This is a genomic window from Achromobacter xylosoxidans (assembly GCF_014490035.1).
Lineage (GTDB): Bacteria > Pseudomonadota > Gammaproteobacteria > Burkholderiales > Burkholderiaceae_B > Achromobacter > Achromobacter bronchisepticus_A.
The window spans coordinates 4,812,052-4,824,001 of record NZ_CP061008.1 but is presented as its reverse complement, the minus strand read 5'-3'; the positions used below and the strand labels follow the sequence as shown (position 1 = coordinate 4,824,001).

17 protein-coding genes and 1 tRNA gene are annotated in these 11,950 nt (G+C 66.0%); 10 read left to right on the top strand and 8 right to left on the bottom strand.

Features of this window, described 5'->3' with window-relative positions:
* Window positions 1-54 precede the first annotated feature (54 nt).
* The 4 genes from pdxA to IAG39_RS22385 form a co-directional block, all read right to left on the bottom strand.
* Window positions 55-1,035, bottom strand: coding sequence for a 4-hydroxythreonine-4-phosphate dehydrogenase PdxA (pdxA, locus tag IAG39_RS22400; RefSeq protein WP_118933352.1), 981 nt, complete (start codon window positions 1,033-1,035; stop codon window positions 55-57).
* A 46-nt stretch (window positions 1,036-1,081) separates the two neighbouring features.
* Window positions 1,082-1,390: a hypothetical protein gene (locus IAG39_RS22395; RefSeq protein WP_118933351.1), complete on the bottom strand. Its 309-nt coding sequence runs from the start codon at window positions 1,388-1,390 to the stop codon at window positions 1,082-1,084.
* 42 nt (window positions 1,391-1,432) lie between these two features.
* On the bottom strand, window positions 1,433-1,891 hold the full coding sequence (locus IAG39_RS22390; RefSeq protein ID WP_054451034.1) for an Lrp/AsnC family transcriptional regulator: 459 nt from the start codon (window positions 1,889-1,891) through the stop codon (window positions 1,433-1,435).
* A gap of 108 nt (window positions 1,892-1,999) precedes the next feature.
* Complete coding sequence (locus tag IAG39_RS22385) at window positions 2,000-2,605, bottom strand: hypothetical protein (RefSeq protein WP_118933350.1); 606 nt, start codon at window positions 2,603-2,605, stop codon at window positions 2,000-2,002.
* Between the two features lie 184 nt (window positions 2,606-2,789).
* Between IAG39_RS22385 and IAG39_RS22380 the strand changes: the two genes are divergently transcribed.
* Entirely contained in the window at window positions 2,790-3,035 is a 246-nt protein-coding gene (locus tag IAG39_RS22380; protein ID WP_054451036.1) for a hypothetical protein, read from the top strand.
* Window positions 3,036-3,279: 244 nt separating this feature from the next.
* Window positions 3,280-3,507, top strand: a complete 228-nt coding sequence (locus IAG39_RS22375; protein WP_223283424.1) for a hypothetical protein — start codon at window positions 3,280-3,282, stop codon at window positions 3,505-3,507.
* A gap of 6 nt (window positions 3,508-3,513) precedes the next feature.
* Here the strand turns inward: IAG39_RS22375 and IAG39_RS22370 are convergent, their stop codons facing one another.
* Window positions 3,514-4,077 (bottom strand): DedA family protein, encoded by a 564-nt coding sequence (locus IAG39_RS22370; protein WP_118933349.1) that lies wholly within the window; start codon window positions 4,075-4,077, stop codon window positions 3,514-3,516.
* A complete protein-coding gene (locus IAG39_RS22365) occupies window positions 4,074-5,513 on the bottom strand; it encodes a PLP-dependent aminotransferase family protein (protein WP_059379240.1) in 1,440 nt (479 codons plus the stop codon). The genes IAG39_RS22370 and IAG39_RS22365 overlap by 4 nt, the downstream gene beginning before the upstream one ends.
* A 169-nt stretch (window positions 5,514-5,682) precedes the next feature.
* Between IAG39_RS22365 and IAG39_RS22360 the strand changes: the two genes are divergently transcribed.
* The 4 genes from IAG39_RS22360 (at window position 5,683) to IAG39_RS22345 (ending at window position 8,257) form a co-directional block, all read left to right on the top strand.
* The gene (locus IAG39_RS22360) at window positions 5,683-6,063 is read left to right on the top strand and encodes a hypothetical protein (protein ID WP_118933348.1); all 381 of its coding nucleotides are present in this window, start codon (window positions 5,683-5,685) and stop codon (window positions 6,061-6,063) included.
* Between the two features lie 20 nt (window positions 6,064-6,083).
* Window positions 6,084-6,160, top strand: a tRNA-Met gene (locus tag IAG39_RS22355).
* A 194-nt stretch (window positions 6,161-6,354) separates the two neighbouring features.
* Window positions 6,355-6,699: a hypothetical protein gene (locus IAG39_RS22350; protein ID WP_118933347.1), complete on the top strand. Its 345-nt coding sequence runs from the start codon at window positions 6,355-6,357 to the stop codon at window positions 6,697-6,699.
* A 286-nt stretch (window positions 6,700-6,985) separates the two neighbouring features.
* Complete coding sequence (locus tag IAG39_RS22345; protein ID WP_118933346.1) at window positions 6,986-8,257, top strand: TIGR03862 family flavoprotein; 1,272 nt, start codon at window positions 6,986-6,988, stop codon at window positions 8,255-8,257.
* Window positions 8,258-8,269: 12 nt separating this feature from the next.
* Here the strand turns inward: IAG39_RS22345 and IAG39_RS22340 are convergent, their stop codons facing one another.
* Together IAG39_RS22340 and IAG39_RS22335 are read right to left on the bottom strand one after the other, a co-directional pair.
* Window positions 8,270-8,677 carry a hypothetical protein gene (locus tag IAG39_RS22340; protein WP_118933345.1) on the bottom strand — a complete coding sequence of 136 codons (408 nt, stop codon included), beginning with the start codon at window positions 8,675-8,677 and terminating at the stop codon, window positions 8,270-8,272.
* A 66-nt stretch (window positions 8,678-8,743) separates the two neighbouring features.
* Window positions 8,744-9,103 (bottom strand): hypothetical protein, encoded by a 360-nt coding sequence (locus tag IAG39_RS22335; RefSeq protein WP_059379234.1) that lies wholly within the window; start codon window positions 9,101-9,103, stop codon window positions 8,744-8,746.
* A 180-nt stretch (window positions 9,104-9,283) separates the two neighbouring features.
* Here IAG39_RS22335 and IAG39_RS22330 point away from each other — a divergent pair, with 180 nt between their 5' ends.
* The 4 genes from IAG39_RS22330 (at window position 9,284) to IAG39_RS22315 (ending at window position 11,829) form a co-directional block, all read left to right on the top strand.
* The gene (locus IAG39_RS22330) at window positions 9,284-9,415 is read left to right on the top strand and encodes an entericidin A/B family lipoprotein (RefSeq protein ID WP_042792633.1); all 132 of its coding nucleotides are present in this window, start codon (window positions 9,284-9,286) and stop codon (window positions 9,413-9,415) included.
* 175 nt (window positions 9,416-9,590) lie between these two features.
* Entirely contained in the window at window positions 9,591-10,022 is a 432-nt protein-coding gene (locus tag IAG39_RS22325; protein WP_059379232.1) for a BPTD_2524 family lipoprotein, read from the top strand.
* A 3-nt stretch (window positions 10,023-10,025) separates the two neighbouring features.
* The gene (locus IAG39_RS22320) at window positions 10,026-10,439 is read left to right on the top strand and encodes a hypothetical protein (RefSeq protein WP_059379231.1); all 414 of its coding nucleotides are present in this window, start codon (window positions 10,026-10,028) and stop codon (window positions 10,437-10,439) included.
* A 97-nt stretch (window positions 10,440-10,536) separates the two neighbouring features.
* Window positions 10,537-11,829, top strand: coding sequence for an aspartate carbamoyltransferase (locus IAG39_RS22315; RefSeq protein WP_054451047.1), 1,293 nt, complete (start codon window positions 10,537-10,539; stop codon window positions 11,827-11,829).
* The last annotated feature ends 121 nt before the right edge of the window (window positions 11,830-11,950 follow it).

The window sequence follows — 11,950 nt, the reverse complement described above, 5'->3', positions numbered from 1 at the left end:
CCTGACAGCCAGTTGTCAGCGCTGCCGGGCCACGGCAGGGCCGTGGCGCCGCGCTCAGGGCGTCATGGCCAGCGCCAGGTCGAACGCCGCGACCAGCGAGGCATGGTCGGCCAGGCCCTTGCCCGCGATGTCGAAGGCGGTGCCGTGGTCCACGCTGGTGCGTACGAAAGGCAGGCCCACGGTCACGTTCACGCCATGATCCAGGCCCAGGTACTTGACCGGAATGAGTCCCTGGTCGTGGTACTGCGCCACCACGATATCGAACTCGCCGCGCCGGGCGCGCATGAAGATCGTGTCGCCAGGCCAGGGACCGCTCGCGTCTATGCCTTGCGCGCGGGCGGCGGCGATTGCGGGTTCGATGATGTCGATGTCTTCGCGGCCGAACTTGCCGCCTTCACCCGCGTGCGGATTCAGGCCCGCGACCGCGACGCGCGGCTGGGCAATGCCCATCTGGCGGCAGGCCTGGTCGGCCAGGCGCATGGCGGTCAGTTCCGCTTGCGGCGTGATGCGCGCGATCACGTCGGCCAGCGCCACGTGTATGGTCACCAGCAGCACGCGCAGCTCGTCGTTGGCCAGCATCATCGCGAAGTCGCGCGTGTCCGAGCGCTCCGCCAGGATCTCGGTGTGGCCGGGGTAGTCGATGCCGCCGGCATGCATGGATTTCTTGTTCAGCGGGGCGGTGACGATGGCGCGGATGCGGCCGGCCCGCGCATCGTCGATGGCGGCGCAGACGTAATCGTAAGCGCCGCGTCCGGCGGCCGCGCTGATCTGTCCCAAGGGCAGGTCGGCGGGCAGGGCGGGGCTGCAGGCGATGACGTTGATGTGGTCCGCGCCCGGCGCTGCCTGGCTGACATCGGCGACCTCGACGATCTTCAGCCTGGCGCCCAGCTGGGCGGCGGCGCGGCGCAGCGCGCCGGCGTCGCCATAGACCACACAAGGCGCGTTCAGGCCTTGCGCGTAGGCCTTGACGACGATTTCGGGGCCGATGCCGGCGGCATCGCCCATGGTGATGCCTACGGGCAGGGAGGTGTTCACGATGCGGGGACTGAGGTTGTGTTGCGGATCGGGGCGGGCCGCCGTCCTACTTCGAGGAATTCTTGGGCGGCTCGATGACGCCGCATTCGAAGGTCACGGTGGCGCGCTTGGGACCCAGGCCGGTCGCGTGGTTGGACGTGATCTTGGGCTTGACCAGCTTGCGGTCGATCGACTGGCAATACTGTTCGGCCCGCAGCAGGGCCTGGTTCTTGATTTCCACCCAGGTCATCATCTGCGAGCCGGAGCTGTGGGTGACGCTGTAGGTGTCCTTGCCGACGGGCGTCACCTCGCTCATGCTGGAACAGGCGGTCAGCAGGGCAAGCAATACGGCGGCGGGGGCAAGGCGTGCAAACATGGGGTGTCCTGAAATGGCGGTTGCCCTCATTACACCATCATTTCATGGCGCGGCCACGGCGCTGCGGCGGTCTAGCTTGCGGCTCAGGACGATGGAAGTCTGGGTCTGCTTGACCCCGTCGATCAGGCCGATGCGATCCAGCAGTTCGTCCAGTTGTTCATGGGTTTCGCAGCGCAGGAAGATGAGGTAATCGTAGGGGCCGCTGACCGAGGAGACCTCCTCGACCTCGGGCATCTTCTCCAGTTCGCGGATCACCGCGGCGGGAGTCTTGGGCAGCACGCTGATGAAGCAATAGGCGCGCACCGCCGCTTCTTCCAGCAAGCGCCCCAGGCGTACGCCATAGCCCGCCACGATGTGCTCGCGTTCGAGCCGCGCAATGCGCGCAACCACCGTGGTGCGGGCCAGGCCGAGCTTGCGCGCCAGGATGGCCGCGGGTTCGCGCGCATTGGCTTGCAGCAGGCTGAGCAGTTGCCGGTCGATGGCGTCGAGTCGTTCGTTCATACGGGGATGGGCGGCATGGAGCGAGAGGGCGCGAGTGCCGACGGTACAGGCCCGGGCCTGCCCGCGTCAATACGCGGCAGCCCGCGCACGCCAGCATGGCGCCGCGCGCTAGCCGTCGGATTCGGGCGGAATGCCGCCCTGATAGATGCGCCCGTCGAACTCGAAACGCGTGATGGTCTTGCGCGCGGCATCGAAGATGCGGTCGCGGCTGGCGTCGTCCAGGCCATCGTGGTCGGCGAAGCTGAAGCGGCACAGATCGATGTCGCTATCGTAAAAGGCCGAATGCACATAGCGGCTGACATCGGCCTCGTGCGCGAAATGCGCGAACTCGCGCAACTGCTCCATTTCGTGGAAGGAGCCGTTGCGGCTGACCAGCAGCATGCCGAACTTGCGCTCTTCGTCGGCGACGGGTTCCGGCGCGGGCAGGGCGTCGGGATGCCGTGTGTCCTGGTAATCGAAGCGCGCGCCCAGATCGTGCATGGCCGCCAGCACGCGCTGCCATTGCGCTTCGTCCAGCGTGAGACGGGCCGCAACAAAAAACAGGCGCTGGCGGCCCAGCGAGCGCGGCTCGGCGCCGCCGATAAAACTGTGCCAGGGGATGGCTGCGTCCAGTCCGGCCAGCTCCGCCATGCGCGCGTCGCTGTACCCCAGCCGGTCCTGCAGGCGCCGCATGGACTGGGCGTCCGGCGCAACGTAGTTCTGGATCGTCTTCATCGGAAGCCTCCGGTTGCACCGGATGCTCGCGGGCGCGCAGCCCTGGAAACGGAGCCGGTGACGTGCGCCGCCGTGCCTCTGCGGCTACGCTTCATGCTAGCGCGGCGCGCAAGGCTTGCCTAGCATGGGCGGGCGTGGCGCCATGCTAGGATTTGCGCCGACTTCAATGCCAGGAGGCTTACACATGGACATCCAGGAACAAATCGCCGTCATCGTGCACACCATTTCGCATCAGGGCGGCCGCATCGATGCGCTGAACTCGACCGTGCTGTCGATGCTGCATCTGGCCAAGGCCTCGCCCGGCCTGCGCGAGGCCATCGAAGCCCAGCTCGAACAGAACTATTCCAGCCTGCTGGCCCGCTCCGAGAATCCGCAATACGTGGCCGGTTTCGAGAGCGTGCGCGACATGATTCTGGGCGCCCTGAAATAGGCTGCCGTGCGGGTCCAGGCTTGCAAGAGTTACCCACAACTTCTGTGGACAAGCCTTGGGATAGTGCGGGCATAGATGTTCATTTTCCTTTAATTACAAAGGCTTGCATGGGGCGGTCAAACCTGGCTCCAATTGCTCGTTGCGGCAGCGCGCAGCAAGCGCTGCCGCAGGTCATGCAAGCCGGGTAATATGCGGCCCCATGCGGAATCAGTATTCATTGGAATGCCGGGGCGGATCGATCGCGATGCGCGTCTCGGAAGCAGCAAAGCTGGCGGCGTTCGACCCCGGCAAACTTTCCCCCGAGGCGCGCCAGAGCTGGGAGCGCATGGGGCATGGCTTCAAGGCCTGGCACGACTTCGACCAGCGCCATCCCATCCTGCGCCGCCTGGCGCGCTTGCCCCTGGTGGGCCGCTGGTACCGCAACGCGCGGCGCCGTTATGTGCTGCGCGCCAGCGGCAAGCTGGTGGTCTGAGCGCCGTTATTTGCGGCGCTTGCCCAGCAGGTGATACGCCAGCCAGATGAGCGCGCCGATCGCGACGGCCACGGCCAGTTTGGTCTCGACGCCGTGCAGGCGTCCCAGCATGGATTCGATCGTCTGGCCGAACAGATAGCCCAGGGCGCTGAAGCACACCGCCCAGATGGCGGCGGCAATGGCGTTGAGCGCCAGGAAGCGCAGCGGCGGCACGCTCGATACGCCCAGGGCCACCGGCCCCACCGTGCGCAGGCCATATAGAAAGCGCAGGCTGAGAATGAAGCCGTGCGGATAGCGGTCCACCGCCGCCAAGGCCTTTTCGAATGCCGGCTTCTGGCGGACCTTCCGGACGTAGCGATGATCGCGATAGCGGCGGCCCAGCAGGAACAAGACCTGGTCCGCAAGGAATGAGCCGGCGAACGCGCACAGCATTACATAGGGCAGGTGCAGCAGGTGCTGGTGCGCCAGGAATCCGGCGAACACGACCACGCTTTCGCCTTCCAGCAGGGTGCCGGCCAGCACCGCCCACAGGCCGTAGTCGACGATGAACTGGTGCAGGGCGGGATTCATCTGGGCCGCTCGCCCACGATGCGCGCGAGCGTCTGCAGGGCAGCGGTGATCTCGGGCGTGGTGCGCTGCCCGCAGCTGATGCGCAGGAAGTGGTTGTAGCGTATGCCGTTGGAAAACATGGCGCCCGGCGCAACCCGGATGCCCTGGCGCAGCGCGGCTTCGAACACGTCCGTGCCGGAACGTCCATCGGGCATTTCCACCCACAGCAGCATGCCGCCCTGCGGCACGCTCAGGCGGGTGCCGGGAGGGAAGTGCGCGGCGATGGTCTCCGCCGTCTGGTCGCGCTGCATCTTCAGGTGCCGGCGCAGGCGCGACAGATGGCGGTCGTAGGCGCGCGAACCCATGAACTCGGCCACGGCGATCTGCGCCAATGGTTCGTTGGGGCGGCTCTGGGCGAACTTCAGCATGGCGATGCGGGCCTTCCAGCGCCCGCCCAGCAGCCAGCCCAGGCGCATGCCCGGCGCCAGCGTCTTGTGCATGGACGAGCAATAGATGACATTGCCGGTCGCGTCCCAGGACTTGGCGGCGGCCAGCGGGGTGTCGTCGTCGGTCAGCGCGCCGTAGGTGTCGTCTTCGATCAGGGGCACCTGCTGGCGTTCGCACAGGGCGACCAGCCGCGCTTTTTCCGCATCGGGCATGACGCAGCCCAGCGGGTTCTGGAAGTTGGGCACCACCACTACGGCACGGATGTTGCCGTGGGTCTGGAACGCCAGGTCCAGCGCTTCGATCGACAGGCCGTGCTGCGGGCTGGTGGGGATTTCCAGCGCCCGCATGCCCAGGCTTTCCAGAATCTGCAGCAGGCCGAAGTAGGCGGGCGATTCGACCGCGATCGTGTCGCCGGGACGCGCCACCGCGCGCAGCGCCAGGTTCAGCGCCTCGATGCAGCCGTGCGTGACGATGACGTCGTCCGGCGTGGCGTTGATGCCGTTGGCCAGCGCGCGGCGGGCGAGCACGGTGCGCAGGTCCGGATGGCCCTGCGGCGGAACCGGGCTGACCAGCACCTGTGGCGACTGGCGCAGCGCCCGCGTCATGGCCTGCTTCAGTTCTTCCAGCGGATAGGCCTCGGGCACCGCCGCGGCCAGGGCGAAGTTGGCGCTGACCGGGTGCGCTTCGCACTTGGCCACGAAGTCCGAGACCCGGTCGTGGATGCCCACGTATTGCGCGGCGCCCAGCGTTTGGCGGATGTCCGGCTCGTCCACGGGCGGAATCGTGTTGCGCCGCGGCTTGAGCACGAAGTAGCCCGAGCGCGGCCGCGCTTCGATCAGGCCGTCATCTTCCAACTGGCGGCAGGCCTGCAAGGCCGTGGACAGGCTGACGTGATGGGTGCGCACCAGGGTGCGGACGGAGGGCATGCGCTGGGCGGGCGCCAGCACGCCCGTCTGGATGGCGCGCCGGTAATGGTTGGCCAGGCGTAGATAAAGCGGTTGCGGATCCATGCGCCGATCATGCTCCCCGAGGTTGGTGTGAGACTAGGCACAGATTCAGGCAAAGTACACCATAACAGCGCATAAATCGAGGATCTGCATCGGTACAGAAACCTTGAGAGTGTGACTGTTGCGCATAGCAGGGCGCGCGTAGTCTGTGGTTGTCCGACAGGAGACGACGATGATTGCGACGTACACCCCAGATGCCCAGGCCCGCCGCCTGGAACTTGCCGCCGGCGCCAGCCGGAAACTGGTCCTGCGCGCCGGCGCCACCCTGGTGTGCGTCAGTGGCAGCGTGCGGATCGAGGAACCGGTGAACGGCCCGGAAGCCGCGGGCGGACTGCCTCGCGCGGTTTCGGTGCGCATCAACGCGGGGGAAGGGCATGGCCTGGGCTACGGCGGCGTGGCGCAGGTCACGGCCATCGGCCCGGCCGAGGTGATATGCATGGACATGCCGGGCTATGCACGGCGCTTTTTTCAGGCGGCTGCCGCATTTTTTCAGCTGAATTTGGCCAAAAACCGAAAAAATTCCCTCGGTGCGCTGCACAAGATTTCAAAATGATGTATGATTCACACATCAGACGCGGGGTGGAGCAGTCTGGCAGCTCGTCGGGCTCATAACCCGAAGGTCGTAGGTTCAAATCCTGCCCCCGCAACCAGTTTCAAGCAGAAGAAAGCCGCGATATTCATCGCGGCTTTTTTTTCGCCTCGCGGCTGGATTTTTGGCGCTGCTTGCTCTGCGTCAAACCTTTGTTCCAGTCCGGACTTTCCCTGGTATGCGCGGCCGCACAGGTCCGCAGCCCTGCGCTACCATGGGTCACGCGCGCTACGTTGCCGCACTCGAGGAGGGTCCATGGGAACAGCAAAATACGATCATCCCGGCTATGTCGCCGATACGGGCGCTGACGGCAAGTACCACGTGGGCATCTGGTGCCCCCACGGCTATCCCGCCCATATTCATATCGGCAGGCCCGCCGAACGCGGCGATCCCCAGGCGCTGCTGCGCCTGCGCATACCGGACGGGGTGTTCCAGTCCTTGCCCGACGATCCTGAAACCCTGTGCCGCCGCGCGCTGGGCCAGGCGCTGGGTGCGGGCCTGCTGCCTTCCGTCTCGGTGGACGGGGAATACCAGGAATTGCGCTTCCAGATCGACGCCGAACCCTGGTCCGGCCCGATGCAGTCTGCCGCCCACGCCTGAATCCCGGCGCAAAAAGCCGACTGAATTACCCACAGCAACTGTGGACAAGCCTTGGGATAGCCTCTGCGCATTTCGGGTTTTCCCTGTGATAACAATGACTTGCTAACACCGGTCAATAAACGCCCCACTGGGGCGTTTATTGCTTCCGTCCTGCCCGACGGTCCGGCTATGCGACAATCTTTTCCCTTCCTGGCGTTCCCGCGCCTGTTTTGCCATTCCCACCCGGTTCGTTCCCCATGCTTAGTGCTACGCGTATCCATTCCTGCGGCCTGAAGGCGCCGTTGCCATGAGCCCGGCTGTCGCGCGCGTCGCCGTCATTGGCGGCGGTCCTGCCGGCCTGATGGCCGCCGAGCGCCTGAGCGCGCAAGGCGTGCAGGTGGATGTGTTCGATGCGATGCCATCGGTCGGCCGCAAGTTCCTGATGGCGGGGCGGGGCGGCTTGAACCTGACCCACAGCGAGCCGGCCGAACCGTTTCTGGCACGCTACGGCGACCGCGCGTCCCATGTCGCGCCCTGGCTGCAGGCGCTGGACGCGGGCGGTTTGCGCGAATGGACCCATGGCCTGGGCATCCAGACCTTCGTGGGCTCGTCCGGCCGGGTGTTTCCCCAGGAGATGAAGGCGGCGCCCCTGTTGCGGGCCTGGCTGGCCAGGCTGCGCGCCAGCGGCGTGCGCTTGCATATGCGGCACCGCTGGCTGGGATGGCCGGCGGGTTCCCGGCCTGGCGCGGGCGCGCTGCGCTTCGACTCGCCCGAGGGGGAGCAGCGCTATGCGGCAGACGCCGTGGTGCTGGCGCTGGGCGGAGGCAGCTGGGCCAAATTGGGGTCGGACGGCGCCTGGGTCGACGGCCTGCAATTGCACGGCGTTGCCGTCGCGCCGCTGCGGCCGGCCAATTGCGGATTCGACGTGGCGTGGTCGGACCATTTCCGCGAACGCTATGCGGGACAGCCCGTGAAATCCGTGGCCATGGCCTGCGAAACCGCAGCCGGCGTGACGCCCGCCCGTCAGGGAGAGTTCGTCGTGTCGGAAACCGGCATAGAAGGCAGCCTGGTCTACGCCCTGTCCGCGCCGCTGCGCGACCGGATCGACGCCCAGGGCCATGCCATCGCCATGCTGGACCTGGCTCCGGACTGGCCGCAGGAAAAGGTGATGGCTGCGGTGACGCACCCGCGCGGCTCGCGGTCGATGTCCAGCCATCTGCAGAGCCGGCTGGGGCTGACCGGGGTCAAGGCGGGATTGCTGCGCGAATGCGCCTCGGCGGAAGACTTCCGCGACGCCGAGCGCCTGGGCCTGCGCATCAAGGCCTTGCCGCTGCGTCTGCTGCGGGCGCGGCCCATGGACGAAGCGATCAGCACCGCGGGCGGCGTGTCGTTCGCCGCGCTGGATTCCGGCCTGATGCTGCGCGAAATCCCTGGCGTGTTCTGCGCAGGGGAAATGCTGGATTGGGAGGCGCCGACAGGCGGCTATCTGCTGACGGCCTGCATGGCGAGCGGCGTGGTCGCCGCGGCCGGCGTCATGGCGTTTCTGCGGTCTGGCGGGCGGGCGTTGCCAGGGGCCTGAGGCCGCAAGGGCTCAGGAGCCCGAGGAGTAGGGCGCCAGGCCCAGCGGCGCGCGCGGCGCCAGATCGCCGACGACGTGGCCCACCACGGGCTCGCCGCCTTCCGGTTGCGTGACGATGCCGATGACGCGGGTAATCGCGCTGGCAGGAATGTCCGTGCCGTGCGCGGGGTCCTGCACCAGCTGCCAGATGGTGGCTTCTTCGGGGATGGCGTTCTGCTCGGTCAGGTCGGAGCTGTCCAGGCAGCTGCGGGCAAAGGCCGACCAGTCCGAGGCATTGCAAGGCAAGCCGTGAGCGGTGGCCAGGCGGGCCAGGGCCAGCGGCGCGTCCGCCTGGCTGGCCGCATGCTGGGCGGCGGCTCCCAGGGAGACATCCAGCGACAGCAGGCGCAGGAACTCTACGACGTTGTCGGTATTCTTCATTGTGCGGTCTCCTGCGGTGACTGTTCTGGTTATGGCCCTGAGCCTGCTGGCAAGCCGGGCGGCGTTTCAGGCCGGGCCTTGGCCCAGCATCGATACCAATGACTGTTTCAGGCGCGCCGAAAAAATCGGTACCGTATGGGATACCCCATCGCGGTCGACGCCCTCTTTGAGTTCGACCGATTGGCCGAGGAAAATATCCGGTGCGGCGCCAATTTCGTTGTAGCGAGCCAGCAATTCGTTCACGTTCTGCTGCGCGTCGGCCAGCGTGCTGCTTTCAGCCAGCTTGCCGGCGGCATGCGCCTGCAAAATGCGATGGAGATCGTCGATGAAGAGCGCCAAAGCCGCCTGCCCGCGGCATTGCGGCTGTTCCCAGCCCCAGCTCTGGTGAGCCGAACCGGCGCTTTGCGATGTGTGTTTCTTGGTCATGTCCGCATCCTAATCGATTGGCGCTAATTGCGCGACAGGCGAACGCAAGCCTTTCCAACGGCGTTTGGTCCTGGGTCTGGCGCTCATGGCGGCAGCCGCGGCGTCCGGTCTGGCCGGTGCGCAAATGAGGGTCTTTGGGGTATGCTGACTTCACTTTCCAAGCCCAGACAGGAGATGTCCATGAAGAACAAAGTCTTTCTCGTCATGTTGCTTTCGATCGCCGCGCTCTCGGCCGGTTGCAACACCGTAGCGGGGGCAGGCAAGGACATCCAGCGGGGCGGCGAGAAGATAGAGGGTGCTGCCACCAAGTAGGCCTTCGCTCCCTGCGCCGCAATCCGGCCCGCAAGCCGCGAGACATGCCTTGGCATCCCTCTCGCGGCTTTTTTGTTGACGCCCGGCTTCGGGGGAAGGGCAGCAGGCGGGGGCGTCGCGAGGACTCTTCCCCCTGGCATAATTCGAGGAGTTGAATTCGATCGTGGGAAGTGTCATGCGCAAGTCTTTGTGGTTGGGAATGGCGTTTGCGGCCTTGTTGGCCGGCTGCGCGAGCAAAGGGGTCTACGAATCCGATGCCGTGCTGACGGAGACCTTCACTGTCAATACCAACTACGAAGCGGCTTTCCGCCGGGCCGGCGAGTACGTGCGCACCTGCCACGTGCAAGTGCAGCACGCGTATAACGTCGCCTATGCCTGGCGCCACGTGAAGGGTGAAAAGGGGGCGCCGGACGAGGTGCAGCTCTATAAGGTGACGGAGCCCGCCAAGGTGCTGGAACTGATCGCCGCCGAAACCGCCACGCCGTCGACGTCCAAGGTGACCATCACGGTGCTGGGCGAGGGGCGTTGGGACGCTGCTGAAATCGCCGCTGCCCGCGCCTCGATCCAGAGCGCCACGCCGGTCTGCCGCAAGGGCGGGGAAGGCTGATCCGTGGACGCCCGCGCCCAGCAGATACGCGCCAGCGGCCTGTCGTTCTCGCTACTGGCGGGGGCGTTTCGCTTCCTGGGCTGGCTCAATGGCGGCGCGGCGCTGATCCTGACGGGCTTTTCGCTGGGCGTAGTGGGCGGCGACATCGCCGCGCCGGATCTGCAGCTGCCGCTGGCGCTGTTGCTGGGCGGCCTGCTGGCCGCCTGCCTCGGAATCCTGTTTGCTTACCTGGCGCAGGTCAGCCTGTTGCGCCAGGGCTACACCGGACATCTGACGCGCGCCCACTGGCCCGCGCAGCTTCTGGCCATGGTTTGCTATCTGATCAGCGCGCTCGCCTTCTGCGCCGCCTGCTGGCTGGCGGCGGGACAGGCGATCACGGATGCGCCCCAGACGACTACCGCCTACGTGAGACGTTAGTTGCGGGTAAACCCGTGTGCGCAAAAGTGTTGGACTTGAATTTGTGTTGAGAATAATATGCGCAGTGCGTATATAAATCTCCTGTTCGGGGCCCGTCATGACCATTTCCCAGCAAGCCTTCCTGCGCGACGCCATGCGACGCCTGAATCTCACCCGCGACGTGTTCGCAACCCGCATCGGCGTCAAACGCCGCGCGTTGGATACCTGGCTGTTGCCCGAGGGCTCGCAGGAATTCCGCGCCATGCCGGAAGTGGTGCAGCGCTTCGTCAGCGAAATCGTCCAGAACGGCGTCTTGCTGGAAAAATATACGCAAAGCGTACAAGAAGGCCCGCTGCGTGACCGCATCGCGGTGGAAGGCAAGCACCAGTTGCTGTCGGTGGACCAGTTCACCCGCGAATCGGTCGAGGACCTGTTCCGCGTGGCCGACATGATGCAGCCCATCGCCCGCCGCCAGAAGGTGTCCCGCGTGCTGGAAGGCGCGGTGCTGGGCAACCTGTTCTTCGAGGCCAGCACCCGTACCCGCGTGAGCTTCGGTTCCGCGTTCTGCCGCTTGGGCGGCTCGGTCTGCGACACCACCGGCTTCACGTTCTCGTCCATGGCCAAGGGCGAGTCGATCTACGACACCAGCCGCGTCATGAGCGGCTACGTCGACGCCATGGTCATCCGCCATCCGGACCAGGGTTCGGTTGCCGAATTCGCGCGCGCCACCAACATCCCCGTGGTCAACGGCGGCGACGGCCCCGGCGAGCATCCCAGCCAGGCCCTGCTGGACCTGTACACGATCCTGACCGAGTTCTCGCGCCTGGGCAAACTGCTGGACGGCGCCCACATCGCCATGGTCGGCGACCTGAAGTACGGCCGCACCGTGCACTCGCTCATCAAGTTGATGGCGCTGTACAAGAATGTGAAGTTTTCGCTGGTGTCGCCCAAGGGCCTGGAAATGCCGGCATACATCATCGAGCAGGCCAGCCGCAACGGCAACATCATCGAGCAGAAGAGCACGCTGGCCGAAGGCCTGGCCGGCGCCGACGTGATCTACGCGACGCGCGTGCAGAAAGAGCGCTTCGCCAACGAGGAGAACGAAGGCTATACGCCGGACTTCCAGATCAGCCGCGCCATCATCGACGCCTACTGCGGCCCCGATACCATCGTGATGCACCCGCTGCCGCGCGACAGCCGTCCCGGCGCCAATGACCTGAGCGTGGACCTGAACCACGATCCGCGCCTGGCCATCTTCCGCCAGACCGACAACGGCATCCCCATCCGCATGGCGATCTTCGCGGTGCTGCTGGGCGTGGAAGGCTTGGTGCAGCATTCCTTGCGCGACGTGACCTGGCAGCATCCCTCCCACGTCGGTCCGGACGATTCCGCCTTTCACGGACTCGAATAAGCGCGCGGCTCCGGGCCGAATACCCCTCTGAACCAGGCCCCTGCGCGGCCTGGTCGCGGGGTTTTCAAGCATAATCCGCGCTGGCTTTTTTTCTGTCGCGTGTCGTTTCCGGACACGCCGT